The sequence below is a fragment of the Cellulomonas fulva genome, assembly GCF_018531375.1.
GTDB lineage: Bacteria > Actinomycetota > Actinomycetes > Actinomycetales > Cellulomonadaceae > Cellulomonas > Cellulomonas fulva.
In genome coordinates this window covers 1,335,281-1,352,142 of sequence record NZ_JAHBOH010000001.1, presented here as the reverse complement: position 1 = coordinate 1,352,142, position 16,862 = coordinate 1,335,281, and the positions used below count along the sequence as shown (strand labels likewise).

General features: G+C 73.0%; 13 protein-coding genes and 1 pseudogene. 6 read left to right on the top strand and 8 right to left on the bottom strand.

Features of this window, described 5'->3' with window-relative positions; translation table 11 throughout:
- Window positions 1-10: 10 nt before the first annotated feature.
- The 4 genes from KIN34_RS06015 to KIN34_RS06000 all read left to right on the top strand — a co-directional run bounded on the left by KIN34_RS06015 (window position 11) and on the right by KIN34_RS06000 (window position 7,621).
- Window positions 11-2,122: an alpha-L-rhamnosidase-related protein gene (locus KIN34_RS06015; RefSeq protein WP_214348067.1), complete on the top strand. Its 2,112-nt coding sequence runs from the start codon at window positions 11-13 to the stop codon at window positions 2,120-2,122.
- Window positions 2,119-4,833: a family 78 glycoside hydrolase catalytic domain gene (locus KIN34_RS06010; protein ID WP_214348065.1), complete on the top strand. Its 2,715-nt coding sequence runs from the start codon at window positions 2,119-2,121 to the stop codon at window positions 4,831-4,833. The genes KIN34_RS06015 and KIN34_RS06010 overlap by 4 nt, the downstream gene beginning before the upstream one ends.
- Window positions 4,834-4,925: 92 nt before the next feature.
- Window positions 4,926-7,184 carry an RNA polymerase recycling motor ATPase HelR gene (gene helR / locus KIN34_RS06005; protein ID WP_372449528.1) on the top strand — a complete coding sequence of 753 codons (2,259 nt, stop codon included), beginning with the start codon at window positions 4,926-4,928 and terminating at the stop codon, window positions 7,182-7,184.
- Window positions 7,185-7,279: 95 nt separating this feature from the next.
- Window positions 7,280-7,621, top strand: a complete 342-nt coding sequence (locus KIN34_RS06000; protein ID WP_214348062.1) for a cupin domain-containing protein — start codon at window positions 7,280-7,282, stop codon at window positions 7,619-7,621.
- A gap of 24 nt (window positions 7,622-7,645) precedes the next feature.
- Here the strand turns inward: KIN34_RS06000 and KIN34_RS16740 are convergent, their stop codons facing one another.
- Window positions 7,646-8,113 (bottom strand): cellulose binding domain-containing protein, encoded by a 468-nt coding sequence (locus KIN34_RS16740; RefSeq protein WP_307858255.1) that lies wholly within the window; start codon window positions 8,111-8,113, stop codon window positions 7,646-7,648.
- Window positions 8,114-8,542: 429 nt separating this feature from the next.
- A pseudogene (locus KIN34_RS05990) lies at window positions 8,543-9,834 on the bottom strand (DUF6055 domain-containing protein); the annotation flags it as partial.
- Between the two features lie 234 nt (window positions 9,835-10,068).
- Between KIN34_RS05990 and KIN34_RS17095 the strand changes: the two are divergent.
- Window positions 10,069-10,200 (top strand): hypothetical protein, encoded by a 132-nt coding sequence (locus KIN34_RS17095; protein WP_273544019.1) that lies wholly within the window; start codon window positions 10,069-10,071, stop codon window positions 10,198-10,200.
- 102 nt (window positions 10,201-10,302) lie between these two features.
- Here KIN34_RS17095 and nrdF read toward each other — a convergent pair whose 3' ends face one another.
- The 6 genes from nrdF to KIN34_RS05960 form a co-directional block, all read right to left on the bottom strand.
- Window positions 10,303-11,283 (bottom strand): class 1b ribonucleoside-diphosphate reductase subunit beta, encoded by a 981-nt coding sequence (gene nrdF / locus KIN34_RS05985; protein ID WP_214348053.1) that lies wholly within the window; start codon window positions 11,281-11,283, stop codon window positions 10,303-10,305.
- A complete protein-coding gene (locus KIN34_RS05980; protein ID WP_214348050.1) occupies window positions 11,280-12,083 on the bottom strand; it encodes an NUMOD3 domain-containing DNA-binding protein in 804 nt (267 codons plus the stop codon). The genes nrdF and KIN34_RS05980 overlap by 4 nt, the downstream gene beginning before the upstream one ends.
- Before the next feature lie 16 nt (window positions 12,084-12,099).
- Entirely contained in the window at window positions 12,100-14,205 is a 2,106-nt protein-coding gene (gene nrdE / locus KIN34_RS05975) for a class 1b ribonucleoside-diphosphate reductase subunit alpha (protein WP_214348047.1), read from the bottom strand.
- A gap of 11 nt (window positions 14,206-14,216) precedes the next feature.
- Window positions 14,217-14,633: a class Ib ribonucleoside-diphosphate reductase assembly flavoprotein NrdI gene (gene nrdI, locus KIN34_RS05970; RefSeq protein ID WP_214348044.1), complete on the bottom strand. Its 417-nt coding sequence runs from the start codon at window positions 14,631-14,633 to the stop codon at window positions 14,217-14,219.
- An 88-nt stretch (window positions 14,634-14,721) separates the two neighbouring features.
- Window positions 14,722-14,970: a glutaredoxin-like protein NrdH gene (gene nrdH, locus KIN34_RS05965; RefSeq protein WP_214348041.1), complete on the bottom strand. Its 249-nt coding sequence runs from the start codon at window positions 14,968-14,970 to the stop codon at window positions 14,722-14,724.
- Between the two features lie 429 nt (window positions 14,971-15,399).
- Window positions 15,400-16,278 (bottom strand): SDR family oxidoreductase, encoded by an 879-nt coding sequence (locus KIN34_RS05960; RefSeq protein ID WP_214348038.1) that lies wholly within the window; start codon window positions 16,276-16,278, stop codon window positions 15,400-15,402.
- Between the two features lie 200 nt (window positions 16,279-16,478).
- Between KIN34_RS05960 and KIN34_RS05955 the strand changes: the two genes are divergently transcribed.
- A complete protein-coding gene (locus KIN34_RS05955; RefSeq protein WP_237689420.1) occupies window positions 16,479-16,817 on the top strand; it encodes a winged helix-turn-helix transcriptional regulator in 339 nt (112 codons plus the stop codon).
- Window positions 16,818-16,862: the final 45 nt, after the last annotated feature.

Here is a 16,862-nt window from a genome sequence, read left to right as displayed (position 1 = left end):
CGGAGACGACGTGACCCGCACGACGCCGCACCCCGACGACACCGTCGTCGAGCCCGTCGTCGAGCCCGCGGCCGGGACGTGGACCTGGCTGCACGGCTGGGGCGAGCACGAGGCCGCGGTGCTCGAGCACCTGGTCACGACCGCGCGCGCGGCGCAGCGGTCGGTCGACTACAGCGACGCCTTCGCGCGGCCCACCGGCCGCGCCGAGCTCCGGCTCGACGAGCCGCCCGCCGGCCCGGCGGTGCTCCTCGCGACCGGCGCCGTCACCGTCCGCGCCGATGGCGCGGACCTGCACGCGGTCGAGGCGGACGGCGCCTGGCACGTCGCGGTCCCCGCGGGCCTCGGCGAGCTGCGGGTCGTCGTCGAGACCGCCGACGGCCTGCCCGCCGCCATCGGCGTGCCCGGGCGCTCCCCCTTGGCCCAGGCGGCGTGGCGCAGCGTCGACGAGCGCGGCCGGCGGCACGCGGTCACGCCCCGCACCACGTCCGCCGCCCTGCCGCCCGTCCAGGTGCGGCCCGCGGTCCGCACCGAGGTGCCCGTGCGCGTGGACGTCGACGTCGACGGCGAGAGGGACGGCCTGCACGTGCTGGCCGCGCCCGTCCTCGGCCGTCCCGTCGTCCGCTCGGCGGGCCGGCCCGTCCTGCGCGCCGGCGAGACGCGCGCCGAGGCCCTCGACCCCGACGACGCCACGGCCGAGACCCGGCACGACCTCGTGCTGCGCGACGACGGCGCGTGGACCACCCGGCACGAGCTCGCGCTGCGCTGGCTCGCCGTGCGCTCGTCGGACCCGTCCTGCACCGTCGAGGTCGAGGCCCGCGTGGCACCGCGCCCGACGGGGTCCTTCCGCTGCTCCGACGAGCGCCTGACCGCGATCGCCGACGTCGCCGCGCGCACGCTCGCGCTGTGCGCGCAGGAGCTCGTCGTCGACGGTCTCAAGCGCGACCGGCTGCCGTGGGTGGGCGACCAGGCGGTCACCACCACCGTCAACGCGTACGTGCTCGGCGACCGCGGGCTCGCGGCGGACAGCCTCGTGGCGCTCGGCCGGCCCGGCGACGGCTGGGTGAACGGCATCTCCGACTACTCGCTGTGGTGGGTGGTCACCGCCCGCGAGCTCGTGCGGCAGCACGGACCCGGCACCGACCTCGGCGGCCTGGCGGACCAGGCCGACGACCTGCTCACCGACCTCGCACGCGAGGTGGGCGACGACGGCGTCTTCCGGCCCCGCGACCGGCCCGAGCAGTTCCACCGCGTCTTCCTCGACTGGGGCGTGGAGGTCACGTCCGGCACCGACCCGACCGCGCTGCAGCTGCTGTGGGTGTGGGCGCTCCGCTCGGGCACCGAGCTGCTCGCCGCGGCCGGGCACCCCGCCGCCGGACGCTGGGCGGACGCCGCGCGGCACGCGACCGCGGTCGCCCGCGAGCGCGGGTGGTCCGACGGGGCGTGGACCGCGCACCTGCGCGCCCCGGGCGCACCGGTGGCCGACAGAGACCGGCCCGACGACCGTGCCCACGACGACCCGTACCCCGCGCTGCTCGCGGTGCTCGCCGGGCTGCACGACGGTGCGGTCCCGCCCGCGGTCCGCGACGTGCTCCGCCGGCACGGGCGCGTCGGCACGCCGTTCATGACGACGTTCGCGCTGCGCGCCCTGCTCGCCTGCGGTGAGCGCGACCTCGCGCTCGGCACGCTGTCCGCGCTCTGGGGCTCGATGCTCGACCGCGGCGCGACGACGTTCTGGGAGGACTTCCCCGGCGACGGCCCCGACACCGCGATGTACGGCCGGCCGTACGGGCGCAGCCTGTGCCACGGCTGGTCCTCGGGGCCGGCCGCACTGCTCCCCGAGATCGTGCTGGGCCTGCGGCCCGCGGCCGACGGCTGGCGCGAGGTCGAGGTCGCGCCGGCGCTCGGCGCCCTCGCGTGGGCCGAGGCCGAGGTACCGCTGGCCGCAGGCCCGCTGCGCGTCCGCGCGGACCGGACCGCCACGGGCCAGCGGGTGCGCCTCGAGGTCCCCGCCGGGGTCACCGTGCGCTGCGGCGCACGTCGCGTGACCGGCCCGACGACGAGCGTGCTCGATCCCGACCCCACCGACCTGCCCGCCCCGACGAACGAGACCACGGCACCGTGACCCAGCGCCCCCTCGCCCCTTCCGCCGCCGACCCGTCGCCGGCCCCCCGTGCCGCCGCACCCCTCGCCGCGCCCGTCGACCTGCGGGTCGAGCACGCCGAGCCCGGCGCGGTCGGGCTCGGGAGCACGCGCCCCCGGCTCTCGTGGGTGGTGCCGACCGCCCCCGAGGGTTGGGCCCAGGCCGCGTACGAGGTCGAGGGGACGATCACCCGGGCCGACGGCGGGACCGAGCCGGTGCACGCGGCGGTCGAGAGCGAGCGGTCGGTGCTGGTCGACTGGCCCGCGCGCGAGCTCGGCGCACGCGAGGCGCTCGAGGTCCGCGTCCGCGTGCGCGGGTCCGACGACGCGTGGAGCCCGTGGAGCCGCCCCGTGACCGCGGCGCTGGGTCTGCTGGCGCCGTCGGACTGGTCCGCCGTCCTCGTCGGACCTCCCGAGACGGACGGGGCGGACCGGACGACGGACGGGACCACCGCGGCCGACCGCCGGCCGGTGCTCCTGCGCCGCACGTTCGTCGCGCCCACCGGCACGCGTCGCGCGCTGCTGTACGTGACCGCGCACGGCGTCACCGAGCTCGAGCTGAACGGCCGGCGCGTGGGCGCCGACGTCCTGGCACCCGGCTGGACCAGCTACCGGCACCGGCTGCGCGTGCTCGCGTACGACGTGACCGACCTGCTCGTCGAGGGCGAGAACGTCCTGGGCGCGTGGCTCGCCGACGGCTGGTACCGCGGCCACCTGGGCTTCCAGGGCGGCCACTGGGACGTCTTCGGTGCCGACCTGGGCCTGCTCGCGCAGCTCGAGGTGGTGACCGGCCACGGCCGCAGCGTCGCGGTGGCCACGGACGAGGCGTGGCGGTGGACCCCCGCACCGACGCTCAGCGCCCAGCTCTACGAGGGCGAGCACCACGACGCGCGGCTCGAGCAGCCGGGCTGGTCCGCGCCGGGGTTCGACGACGCCGCGTGGCCGGCCGTGACGGCGCTGCCGCTCGACCTCGACGTGCTGACCACCGCGGACGCGCCGCCCGTGCGCTGCACCGACGAGCTCGCGCCGGTGCACGTCGAGGAGCGCGAGCCGGGGCGGTGGCTCCTGGACTTCGGCCAGAACCACGCCGGACGCCTCCGCGTGCGCGTTGCCGGTCCGGCCGGCACCACCGTCACGCTGCGGCACGCCGAGGTCCTCGAGGACGGCGAGCTGTGCGTGCGTCCGCTGCGCGCCGCGGTCTCGGTGGACTCGCTGGTCCTCGGCGACGAGGCGGTGACCGAGTGGGAGCCGCGGTTCACCATGCACGGCTACCGGTACGCCGAGGTGTCCGGCTGGCCGGGCCCGCTCGCACCGGGCGACGTCGTCTCGCGCGTGCACCACTCCGTGATGCGGCGCACCGGCGCGTTCTCGTCGTCCGACCCCGCCCTCGACCGCCTGCACGAGAACGCGGTCTGGAGCATGCGCTCGAACTTCCTGGACGTGCCGACCGACTGCCCGCAGCGCGACGAGCGGATGGGGTGGACCGGCGACATCGCGGTCTTCGCGCCCACCGCCGCGACGCTGTACGACTGCACGGGCATGCTCGCCGACTGGCTCCGCTCGGTCAGCGCCGAGCAGGCGCAGTACGGCACGGTCCCCTGGTACGTGCCCTACGTGCCGGGCGAGGAGTGGGACCCGACGGTGCCGGGCGCGCTGTGGGGCGACGCCGCGGTCATGGTGCCGTGGGCGCTGTTCCAGGCGTCGGACGACCGCGCAGTGCTCGCGCGGCAGTACCCGTCGGCGCGCGCGTGGGTGGACCAGGTCACCGCCCTCGCGGGCCCGGACCGCGTCTGGGACACGGGCTTCCAGCTCGGCGACTGGCTCGACCCGACGGCTCCGCCCGACGACCCGACGCTCGCGGTCACCGACCGCTACCTGGTGGCGACCGCGTGCTTCGCGCGGTCGGCACGGCTGCTGGCCGCCACGGCCGAGGTGCTCGGCGAGGCCGACGACGCGCGGCGCTACGGGCTGCTGGCCGACGAGGTGCGCGCGGCGTTCGCCGCCCGCTACCTGACCGACCCGCCGCCGGCCGGCGCGGACAGCCAGACCGCGTACGCGCTCGCCCTGACGTGGGACCTGGTGCCCGACGAGGCCGCGCGCCGCCGGGTCGCGGACCGTCTCGCGGCCCTCGTCGCCGCCGGCGGCTTCACGGTGGCGACGGGCTTCGCCGGGACGCCCGTGCTGTGCGACGCGCTCTCGTCGTCCGGCCACCTCGACACCGCCTACCGCGTGCTGCTCGGCCGCGAGTGCCCGTCCTGGCTCTACGCCGTGGACATGGGTGCGACGACCACGTGGGAGCGCTGGGACAGCCTGCTGCCCGACGGCAGCGTGAACCCGGGCGACATGACGTCCTTCAACCACTACGCGTTCGGCTCGGTCGTCGACTGGGTGCACCGAGTCGTCGCGGGCCTCGCGCTCGACGAGCCCGGCGGCCGCCGCCTGCGCGTCGCGCCGCGGCCCGGCGGCGGGCTCACGCACGCGCGTAGCGAGCGGCGCACGCCGTACGGCGACGCGTCGGTCGCGTGGCGGCTCGAGGGCGACCTCGTCGAGGTGGAGGCGGTGGTCCCGGTCGGGGCGACGGCGCTCGTCGACCTGGGGTCCCGCCGGCAGGAGGTGGGGCACGGCACGCACCGCTTCACGGTCCCGCTCGCCGAGCTCGTCGGGACGGGCAACCCCTCCGTTCTCAACGTATAGCGCACGGGGGGTCTTGCGGCAAGGCCCCCGGCGCGGCGGAGAATCGCGGTCCTCGTCGTCCCGCACCGCCCGCCGACCCGCCCGGAGCCGCCGTGATCTCGCTGCCCAGCCACGTCTTCGACCTGCCCGACCGCCTCGCCGCCAAGGCCGACCCCGCGCTCGTCGGCGACGACGAGCGGCACTTCGCCGCCATCGCGTCCCGGCTCGAGGAGCAGGTGGCGGACCTCACCGCGCGGCTGGCCGCCGCCCGCCGGTCGGTCGGGGGGCACGGGACCAACCCGCTCGAGCGGGACCAGGAGGTGCACCGCCTGAGCGCACGCCTGCGCACGCTGCGCCGGTTCGGGCTCGACCTGTGCCTGGGCCGGACGGTCGCGCAGGACGGCACGGTCGTCTACGTCGGCCGGCTCGGGCTCACCGACGCGGCGGACCGGCGGCTGCTCGTCGACTGGCGCTCGTCGGTCGCCGAGCCGTTCTTCGGCGCCACGCACGGCAACCCCCTCGGGCTGGTCTCCCGCCGGCGCTACCGGTGGACCGCCGGCCGGATCACCGACTACTGGGACGAGGCCTTCACCGCGGAGGGCCTCGCGCACGGCGCCGCGCTGGACGACCAGTCCGCGTTCATCGCGTCGCTCGGCACCAGCCGGTCCGCGCGGATGCGGGACGTCCTCGGCACCATCCAGGCGGACCAGGACGCGATCGTGCGCGCGGGGTCGCAGGGCACCCTCGTCGTCGACGGCGGTCCCGGCACCGGCAAGACCGTGGTCGCGCTGCACCGGACCGCGTACCTGCTGTACTCCGACCCGCGGCTCGGGCACCGGCGGGGTGGGGTGCTGTTCGTCGGGCCGCACGAGCCGTACCTCGACTACGTGTCCGACGTGCTGCCCAGCCTGGGCGAGGAGGGCGTCCAGACCTGCACGCTGCGCGACCTGGTGCCCGAGGGTCGCACCGCCGGGCCGGAGCCGGACCCCGTGGTCGCCCGGCTCAAGGCCGACGCGCGTCTGGTGGCCGCGGTGGAGCCGGCCGTCACGTTCTACGAGCGACCCCCCACGCAGGGGCTGCTGGTCGAGACCCCCGTGGTCGACGTCTGGGCCGACCCGGCGGACTGGGCGGAGGCGTTCGCCGTGCCCGAGCCGGGCACGCCGCACAACGAGGCGCGCGACGAGATCTGGGACGCGCTGCTGGCGATCCTCGTCGACAAGGCCACGGAGCCCGGCGACGACGCGAGCGAGGGGTGGGGCCGCGACGGGGACCTCGACCCGGACCCGGCGGACGACGACCGGCTCGACGACCAGTTCGACGACCAGTTCGACGCCTACGGCCTGCGCGGCGAGCCGGCGCAGGAGCCGCTGCGGCACGCGTTGGCCCGGAGCGTTGCGCTGCAGCGCGCGTTCGGCCGCGCGTGGCCCCTGCTCGAGGCCACCGACGTCGTCGGCGACCTCTGGTCCGTGCCCGCGTACCTGCGCCTGTGCGCACCGTGGCTGGAGCCCGACGAGGTCGCGGCCCTCCAGCGCGACGACGCGCAGGCCTGGACGGTGCCCGACCTCCCGCTCCTCGACGCCGCGCGGCGACGCCTCGGGGACCCCGAGACGTCACGGCAGCGGCGGCGCCAGGAGGCCGCGGTCGCCGCCGAGCGCGCCCGGATGGCCGACGTGGTGGCCGACCTGATCGCGACCGACGACACCGAGATGCGCGTCATGCAGATGCTCCGCGGGCAGGACCTGAGGAGCTCCCTCGTCGACTCCGCCGCGGTCCCGGCCACCGACCGGGACGCGCTCGCGGGACCGTTCGCTCACGTCGTCGTCGACGAGGCGCAGGAGCTCACCGACGCGCAGTGGCAGATGCTCCTGGCGCGCTGCCCGTCCCGGTCGTTCACGGTCGTCGGCGACCGCGCGCAGGCCCGCCGGGGGTTCGCCGAGCCGTGGGTGTCACGCTTCGAGCGCGTCGGGCTGACCGACGTCCGCGTGGCGTCGCTGACGATCAACTACCGCACGCCCGCCGAGGTCATGGCGGAGGCCGAGCCCGTCATCCGCGCCGCGCTGCCCGACGCGAACGTCCCCGTGTCCGTCCGCCGCAGCGGCGTCCCCGTCCGGCACGGGCCGGTCGCGCTGCTCGAGCACGTCGTCCGGGACTGGCTGGCCGCGCACGACGAGGGGGTCGCGTGCGTGATCGGGGCGCCGGGACGACCGTCGTCGGACCGGGTCCGCTCGCTGACCCCCGAGCTGGCGAAGGGGTTGGAGTTCGACCTCGTCGTGCTCGTCGAACCCGCCACGTGGGGCGACGGGGTCGCGGGCGCGGTCGACCACTACGTCGCCATGACCCGCGCCACCCAGCAGCTCGTCGTCCTCACGTGACCCGAGCTCTCGCGCGGGTCCGGGTGGACCGGCGCGGGCGCAGGGGCGGTGGCTGCGCGGCAGACTGGGCGGACGCCGAACCGAAGGAGCCGGTCATGACCGACCTCGTCGCCGCCGCCGCGAGCCACCTCGACGCCGCCCGCGCGTCCGCGCACGGACGGGACGCACAGCTCGTCGTGCACGACGGCGTGCTGCGGCAGACGGTGCTCGCGCTCACCGCGGGCACCGAGCTGGCCGAGCACAACTCGCCGCACGCCGCGAGCCTGCAGGTGCTGACCGGCCGCGTGCGCGTCACGGGCGTCGAGGAGTCGGAGGTGGCCGCGGGGCACCTGGTCCTGCTCACGCACCAGCGGCACGCGGTGCTCGCACTCGAGGACTCGGTGTTCCTGCTGACGACGGTCACGAGCCTCGAGCCGGAGCAGCGCGGCGACTCCTGAGCCCGTCGCGCCGCTCCGGCCTCCTCACGACGCCGTGCAGGTCACCGTCCCGCCGGCACCCGACCCGGTCCCGGTGAACCCGAGCTCGGTGACGCCACCCGCCGGCAGGCTCGCGTTCCAGCCGGCCGGGGTCAGGGTGATCGGCGACGTCACGCTGACCTGCGCGCCCCACGCCTGCGCGACCGCCCCGGACGGGAGGGTCACCGTGACCCTCCACGACGAGACCGGCGTCGCGCCCGCCGTCACGCGCACCGCCCCGACGAACCCGCCCGGCCACGAGCTCGACACCTGGAACGACGCGGTGCACCCGGCGGTCGGCGGCGGGGTCGTCGGCCCGACGGTCGAGGTCGGCGCGGCGGTGGGCGTCGGGGTGGGTGTCGGGGTCGGGGCGGTCGGGGTGGGGATGGGGGTCGGCGTCGGGGTCGGCGACGGGCTCGTCGTCCCCGTGATCGCGAGCTCCGCGGACGGGAAGGCGGAGAACGGGCGGTTCACGTCGGTCTCGCCGGCCCGGCCGTCGCAGGTCCGGGACGGGTCGAACAGCAGGTACGTGCCCGACGAGCAGGCGCCCGCGGGCTCGGCGTCGCCGCCGACGACCGCGGTGCCGCCGATCGACACGCCGCCCTGGATCAGCGCGCTGTCCTTGACCACCGCGTTCCCGGAGACGGTCCCGCCGTCGTTGACCCAGGCCAGCCCCTCGATGCGCGCGTTGCCGGACACCGTCGACCGGCCGTACACCGCCGCGTTCGGCCCGACGTAGGCGGTCGCCGCCACGCTCGCGCGCGCGTCCACCCAGCCGCCGCCGTTGCTGTGCCAGCGGCCGCCACCCGGCGCCGTCCCGCGGTTCGTCGCCGTGCCGTGGCCCTGCGGGTACGCGCCGTCCAGGCGGAACTCGAACGGGAAGCGGTAGTTCTTGGTGTACCCGTCGAGGAACCCGTACTTCGGCACGCTCGTCGGCGTCCCCGCCACGACGAGGTACACCTGCTCGCCCGCTCGGGTCTGGAACGACGCCTCGGTGTCCGCGCCCTGGACCACCGGTCCGTACCGCGCGACGCCGTTGCTGACGCCGACGAAGCCGTAGCTCCAGCCCGAGCCCGCCGCGGCGTCCACGTGGCCCTTGAGCCGGATCCGCACCAGGCCGCCCGCGGTGTCCGGGTACAGGCGGATCTTGGTGTAGCCGAACGCGCCCGGCGCGATGCCGTCCGGGACCTTGTAGTGCCGCGCGGACGCGTTGACGGCGTCCGCCACGACGAAGCTCTGCGCGCCCACGAACGGGTAGAGCGCGTTGATGAACGGACGGACCTGGGCCGCGTTCGCGTAGTCCCACGTGACGTTGCGCATGGCGTACTGCGCGACCTCGGCGTTCAGCTGGTCCTGCGACAGCCCAGCGAGCGCCGGTACGTCTCGAGCGGGTGCTCGGTGCTGCGGGCCTCGTTCCAGATCCGGTTGAACATGCCGATCCCGTGCCGCTCCACGATCGCCTGGATCAGCATCCACGCGCCGTAGTGGTGCCGGCTCGAGGAGTACGGCAGGTTCTCCGTGCGGATGAAGCGCGTCAGGTCACCCGCCGCCTGCCCGGGCAGCGCCTGCATCGCCATGAACTCGGCGCTCGACTCCCAGAACGTGCCGGCCGACGCGTGCGTGAACCCGTACCCCGGCCGGCCCAGGAACGTGTAGTTCTGCAGGACGTGCGCGAGCTCGTGCACCAGCCCCCACGAGCTCGGCTGCGCCGCCCCGGGGGCCAGGTTGATGACGCCGACCCGGCCGTCGGTCGATCCGCCCGTCGCCCACGCGTTGAGGTTCGGGTTCGACGACCACGTGTTCGTGATGATGACGATGATCTTGTGCTGCGCGAGCAGACCGGTCTCCGGCGTGAACAACATGTCGTCGACGTAGAAGCCGTACGCGTCCTCGAGCTCGGCGAGCACGTTCGTCGGGTCGAACCGGTACGCGCTCGGGGCGGTCGTCGGCGACGTGCCCGCCAGCTCGCCCCACAGCAGCACGAAGTTCTCGGACTGCGCCATCCGGTCCGACGCCCACGACACCTCGCCCGTGGTCCGCCACCGCTCCGGGATCCACACGGTCTTGTCCGCCGCGCGCGCCGGCGCCGGTGCGACCGAGGCCAGCAGCGCCGCGACCAGCGCCACCGCCAGCAGCCAGACGGCCTGTCTCGTCGTGCGGGGGCCCGCCGGTGCGGTCGTCGCTGCGCGCGTCATCGTCGTGCCCCGTCCGTCCGGTCCCCGGCGCCGTGTGACGCCGCCGCCCCCGTCGGGCGCGCCGCCACGGTCTCTACCGACGTCCGGGCAGGTCAACGCGCTGTATCGGTTCAGTCCCGCCGGAACCGGTCCCTCGGTGTGAACGCGCACACCGCGGCCGGTGCGGACGGTCGGGATGCGCGACGAGCCCGGGCCGACGAGCATCGAGGTACCGACCCGAGAACGGAGACGCCGATGTCCACACCGGCCGACACACCCCGCGAGCACCCGACCGAGCCCGCCGAGGGCTCCCCCACGACGACCGGAGCCGACGAGCCCACGTCGGACCCCCGCGAGCACGCGGAGGACCCGGCCGAGGGCGCCTGAGCCCGTCCCCAGCCCGTCACCCCCGGCAACGCGAGAGGCCCGGACCCGCAGGAACCTGCGGTCCGGGCCTCTCGCCGCCCCGGCGGGCGGGGTGTGCGGGGCTCAGAAGTCCCAGTCGTCGTCCTCGGTGTTGACGGCCTTGCCGATGACGTAGGACGAGCCCGAGCCGGAGAAGAAGTCGTGGTTCTCGTCGGCGTTGGGGCTGAGCGCCGAGAGGATCGCCGGGTTGACGTCCGTCTCGTCGCGCGGGAACAGCGCCTCGTAGCCCAGGTTCATCAGGGCCTTGTTGGCGTTGTAGCGCAGGAACTTCTTGACGTCCTCGGTCAGGCCGACGCCGTCGTAGAGGTCCTGCGTGTACTCGGCCTCGTTGTCGTACAGCTCGAAGAGCAGCTCGAACGTGTAGTCCTTGAGCTCGGCGCGCTCCTCCGACGTGAGGCGCTCGAGGCCCTTCTGGTACTTGTAGCCGATGTAGTAGCCGTGCACCGCCTCGTCGCGGATGATCAGGCGGATCAGGTCGGCGGTGTTGGTGAGCTTGGCCCGGCTCGACCAGTACATGGGCAGGTAGAAGCCGGAGTAGAAGAGGAACGACTCGAGCAGGGTGCTCGCGACCTTCCGCTTCAGGGGCGAGTCGCCCTTGTAGTACTCCATGACGATCTCGGCCTTGCGCTGGAGGTTGACGTTCTCCTCCGACCAGCGGAAGGCCTCGTCGATCTCCTTGGTGGAGCACAGCGTCGAGAAGATCGACGAGTACGACTTGGCGTGCACCGACTCCATGAACGCGATGTTGGTGTACACCGCCTCCTCGTGCGGGGTCAGCGCGTCCGGGATGAGCGAGACGGCGCCGACCGTGCCCTGGATGGTGTCCAGCAGCGTCAGGCCGGTGAAGACGCGCATGGTCAGCGTCTTCTCCTGCTCGGTCAGCGTCGCCCACGACTGGATGTCGTTGGAGACCGGGACCTTCTCCGGCAGCCAGAAGTTGCCGGTCAGGCGGTCCCAGACCTCGGCGTCCTTGTCGTCCTCGAGCCGGTTCCAGTTGATCGCCGAGACGCGGTCGATCAGCTTCAGCTTCCCGGTGGGGGTCATGCTTTCTCATCTCCCTGGAGTACGAGCAGTGCGAACTGCCGCTCGATGATCGAGTCACAGAACTCGCAGCGCGAGCTCCACGCGCCCTTGTTCGTGTGGTACCTGGTGTGTGCGCTGCGGCGACTGGACGGCATCGGGCGACCGCGCCGCGCAGCCGACATCTTGGCGCGTGTCTCCGCGCTGGCAGACTTCCCGAAGTTCGGGTTGCCCGCACCCTTGCGCGCCTCCGAGAGCGCGAGGCGCGCCTCCTCGCTCATCGTGTGACCGTAGCTGGGGTGCTCAGGTCCGAACTTGCCGTAGTTCGGGTTCGCCTCGCCCGCGTTCGTGCCGGCACGATCACGAGACCACCGGGCTCGCTGCTCCGCGGTGTGCCTCGCCCCATAGAAGGGGTTGAGCGCGCCCGGACGGCTGACGCCCTTGCGGCCCGTCGAACGGACCCTCGCCGCCTCCCGCTGCTCGTCGGACCACACGACGCCGCTCGGACCCAGCCCACCATCCGTGAGGTTCAGCAGTCGGTGGCCTGCACCCCGGAGATCAGCGATCCAGCGCATCTCTGCCAGTCCGAGATCCTGCCTCGTCGTGCGCACCAGTTCGAGCTCGTCGACGACGGCACCGCCGTCGTACTTGCGCAGCCAGTCGTAGAACGGGGTGCGGCGGCCGGCTCGCGCGTTGGCACGGTGCCGAGCAAAGCGCCGAACCGCAGTGGACTCGGTCATCCCGACGTAGCGGTACTCGGCTGAGTCGGCGAGCCGAATGCCGTAGACCAGGCCCACGATCTCAGGATCGAGAGCGTCGCTCATGCTCGACAGCCCCGCGTCACAACATGCAGGAGACGCAATTTTCCACTTCCGTCCCCTCAAGTGCGAGCTGGCGGAGGCGGATGTAGTAGATCGTCTTGATGCCCTTGCGCCAGGCGTAGATCTGCGCCTTGTTCAGGTCGCGCGTCGTGGCGGTGTCCTTGAAGAAGAGCGTGAGCGACAGGCCCTGGTCCACGTGCTGCGTGGCCTCGGCGTAGGTGTCGATGATCTTCTCGTAGCCGATCTCGTACGCGTCCTGGTAGTACTCCAGGTTGTCGTTCGTCATGAACGGCGCCGGGTAGTAGACGCGGCCGATCTTGCCTTCCTTGCGGATCTCGATCTTCGACGCGATCGGGTGGATCGAGCTCGTCGAGTGGTTGATGTAGGAGATCGAGCCCGTCGGCGGGACGGCCTGCAGGTTCTGGTTGTACAGCCCGTGCTCCTGGACCAGGGCGGCGAGCGCGCGCCAGTCGTCCTGCGTCGGGATGTGGATGCCGGCCTCGGCGAAGAGCTGGCGCACGCGCTCCGTGCGCGGTGCCCACTCCTTCTCCGTGTACTTCTCGAAGTACTCGCCCGTGGCGTACTTGGACTTCTCGAAGCCGTAGAACGCCTGCTTGCGCTCCTGGGCCAGCAGGTTCGAGGCCCGGATCGCGTGGTAGGCGACCGTGTAGAAGTAGATGTTGGTGAAGTCGAGGCCCTCGTCGGACCCGTAGAAGATCCGCTCGCGCGCCAGGTACCCGTGCAGGTTCATCTGGCCCAGGCCGATCGCGTGGCCGCCGCGGTTGGCCCGCTTGACCGACGGCACCGACTCGATGTCCGTCTGGTCCGAGACCGCCGTGAGCGCGCGGATCGCGGTCTCGACCGACTTGCCGAGGTCCGGCGAGTCCATCGACAGCGCGATGTTCATGGAGCCGAGGTTGCAGGAGATGTCCCGGCCCACGTGGTCGTAGGACAGGTCCTCGTTGAACGTGGACGGCGTCGAGACCTGCAGGATCTCCGAGCACAGGTTCGAGTGCGTGATCTTGCCCTCGATCGGGTTGGCCCGGTTCACCGTGTCCTCGAACATGATGTACGGGTAGCCCGACTCGAACTGCAGCTCCGCGACGGTCTGGAAGAACTCGCGCGCGTTGATCTTGGTCTTGCGGATCCGCGCGTCGTCGACCATCTCGTAGTACTTCTCGGTCACGTTCACGTCGGCGAACGGCACCCCGTAGACGCGCTCGACGTCGTACGGCGAGAACAGGTACATCGGCTCGTTCTTCTTGGCGAGCTCGAACGTGATGTCCGGGATCACGACGCCCAGCGAGAGCGTCTTGATGCGGATCTTCTCGTCCGCGTTCTCCCGCTTGGTGTCGAGGAACCGGTAGATGTCCGGGTGGTGCGCGTGCAGGTAGACCGCGCCCGCGCCCTGACGGGCACCGAGCTGGTTGGCGTAGGAGAACGAGTCCTCGAGGAGCTTCATGACGGGGATGACGCCCGAGCTCTGGTTCTCGATGTGCTTGATGGGCGCGCCGTGCTCGCGGACGTTCGAGAGCAGGAGCGCCACGCCGCCGCCCCGCTTGGAGAGCTGCAGCGCGGAGTTGATGCCGCGCGCGATGGACTCCATGTTGTCCTCGATGCGCAGCAGGAAGCAGGAGACCGGCTCGCCGCGCTGGGCCTTGCCCAGGTTGAGGAACGTGGGCGTCGCCGGCTGGAACCGGCCGGCCACGATCTCGTCGACCAGCGAGGTCGCGAAGTCCTCGTCACCCTCGGCGAGCGACAGCGCCACCATGCAGACGCGGTCCTCGAAGCGCTCCAGGTACCGCTTCCCGTCGAACGTCTTGAGCGTGTACGACGTGTAGTACTTGAAGGCGCCCAGGAACGTCTGGAAGCGGAACTTCTTGGAGTACGCGTAGTCGAACAGCGACTTGACGAAGCCGCGGTCGTACTGCGCCAGGACCGCCGGGTCGTAGTACTTGTTCTCGACGAGGTAGTCGAGCTTCTCGTCCAGGTCGTGGAAGAAGACCGTGTTCTGGTTGACGTGCTGCAGGAAGTAGGCCCGCGCCGCCTCCCGGTCCTTCTCGAACTGGATCTCGCCGTCCGCGCCATACAGGTTCAGCATGGCGTTGAGGGAGTGGTAGTCCATCCCCGACGTGTCTACGCGGAAATCAGTGACTGTCGCTGCCAAAACCGTTCCAATCCCTCGCGGACGCGCTGCACGTCCTCGGTCGTTCCCATGAGCTCGAAGCCGTACAGGTAGGGGACGTGGCACTTGGCAGCCACGATGTCCCCCGCGATGCAGTACGCCTCGCCGAAGTTGGTGTTGCCCGCGGCGATCACGCCGCGCAGGAGGCCGCGGTTCGCCGGGTCGTTGAGGAACTTCACGACCTGGCGCGGCACCGCACCGCCCTCGTTCCCGCCCCCGTACGTCGGCACCACCAGCACGTACGGCTCCGTGACGTGCAGGAAGGGGTCCGAGGGACGCAACGGGATGCGCTGGGCCGCCAGGCCGAGCTTCTCCACGAAGCGGTGCGTGTTGTTCGAGGCCGAGGAGAAGTAGACCAGCGAGCTCATCGCTGCCCCCTCAACGGGTCGAACGGACGTCGAATCAGTGGGCCGGGCCCCGCCGTGGAACGGCTGGACCCGGCCTGGGTGCCGCCGCTCAGGCGACGGTGACGGCCTGCAGGTTCTCCGCGAGAGCCTTGATGCGGTCCGGGCGGTAGCCCGACCAGTGCTCCCCGTCGACGATGACGACCGGTGCCTGCAGGTGGCCGAGCGACATCACGTAGTCGCGGGCGTCCGCGTCCTCGCTGATGTCCACCACCGTGTACTCGGCACCGAGCTTGTCGAGGGCACGGTAGGTGGCGTTGCACTGCACGCAAGCCGGCTTGCTGTAGACCGTGATCGTCATCGTGCCTCTCCCCGGAGACTCTGGAAACTCAGCGGAACTGGAGTGCTGAACTGGGGTGCGCCGACGCCCTCGTGGGGGCTTCCGACGACCGCTCGCGCCTCGGCCGAGGTTCCGGCCCATCGCGTGATGAAGACACTACACCTAGTGGCTGACCGCGCAACCAACCACTAGGTCTTGTGTTACATCAGTGTCGTTTTTCACCCATGTGCACTGCTCGTCCACAGTACGACGAGCCACTGACACGCCCCCCGCGGGCCCCTGGCCTGCACCTTCGCCGTGGTGGAACGACACGGGCGTGATTCGGTCCACAGCCCGCCCACAGGCCGTCCACACCGACACGCGGGACATCCCCACCGTCGTCCACAAGGTGTGACGCCCGGAGCGTCCGGGTTCGTCCCGGATCGGAGCGTGAGATCCGTCGCCGACGGGTCAGTCGGCGGACGTCCAGGCGGCCCGCAGGCCGTCGACGAGCGGGGTCGTCGGGCGGCCGAGGAGCGTCCGGAGCGTGTCCGTCGCGTCGGCCAGGTCGCCCGCGGCGATGTTCTGGTCGAGCGCGACGACGAAGCCCGCCGTCCCCTCGTCGAGCCCGGCCGCCAGCAGCGCCGCGCGCTGCTCGTCGGGGGTCACCCGGCGGAACGTCACGGGACGGCCGAGCACCTCGGCGGCTGCCCCCGCGAGCTCGTCGTGCGTCCACGCGACGTCGCCCGAGAGCTCGAGCGTCCGCCCGTCGTACCGGCCGTCGGCCCCCGGGCCCACGAGGACGGCCACCGCGCCGGCCGCGAAGTCCGCCCGGGTCGCGGACGCCACGCGACCGTCGCCCACCGACGCCACCACCTCGCCGGTCTCGGCCGCCTGCTGCAGCGCCGCGACGTAGTTCTCCGTGTACCAGTTGTTCCGCAGCACGGTCACGACCAGCCCGGACGCCGCCAGCAGCTCCTCGGTGGCCCGGTGCTCGGGGGCGAGGACGAGCGCGGTGGTGTCGGCGTGGGGCGCGGAGGTGTAGACGACCCGTCGGACGCCCGCGGCGCGGGCCGCCTCGATCGCGGCGGTGTGCTGCGCCACCCGCTGCCCGACCTCGGACCCCGAGACCAGCAGCACCGTGTCGGCACCCGCGAACGCGGCCCCGAGCGTGCCCGGCTGCCCGTAGTCCAGGGTGACGACGCGCACGCCACGCTCCGCGAGGTCGGCGATCCGCTCGGTGCGCCGGCCGCCCGCGACGATCTCACCGGGCGCGACCCCCGCGGCGAGCAGACCCTCGACGACCAGACGACCCAGGTGACCGGTGGCACCGGTGACGACGACAGACATGCGTTCCTCCTCGACCATGGCGACCGCCACGGGCGGTCGGGCGGCGCGACGCCGCTCGTCGGGGACAACGACGCGACGCGCGTAGACTTTCCCGACGAGCGGTACCCACCTCTCCGTCAGGTACCCACCCGGGGGTAAGCATGCAGGTCACGGACGTCTCCGCGAGTTCGGCCGAGACGCGCGTCACGACGCTGTCCGCGATGCTCGCCGAGGGCCGCCTGCCCGCGGCGTGCCCGAGCCGCGTCGTGCTGGACCACGTGACGAGCCGGTGGGGCGTGCTGGTGCTCGTCGCGCTGTCCGAGCGCGGGCTGCGCTGGGGCGAGCTGCGCCGCACGGTCGAGGGGGTCAGCGAGAAGATGCTGGCGCAGACCCTGCGCACGCTCGAGGCGGACGGCCTGGTCGAGCGGACCGTCACCGGCACCGTCCCGCCGCGTGTCGACTACGCGCTCTCACCGCTCGGCGCTGACCTGACCCGGCGGCTGCTGCCGCTCATGGAGTGGATCGTCGAGCACGCCGACGGCATCGTCGCGACGCCCTGACCACGGCGGACCGCCCGGCGGTCGGGCTGCATGCGGGATGCTGGG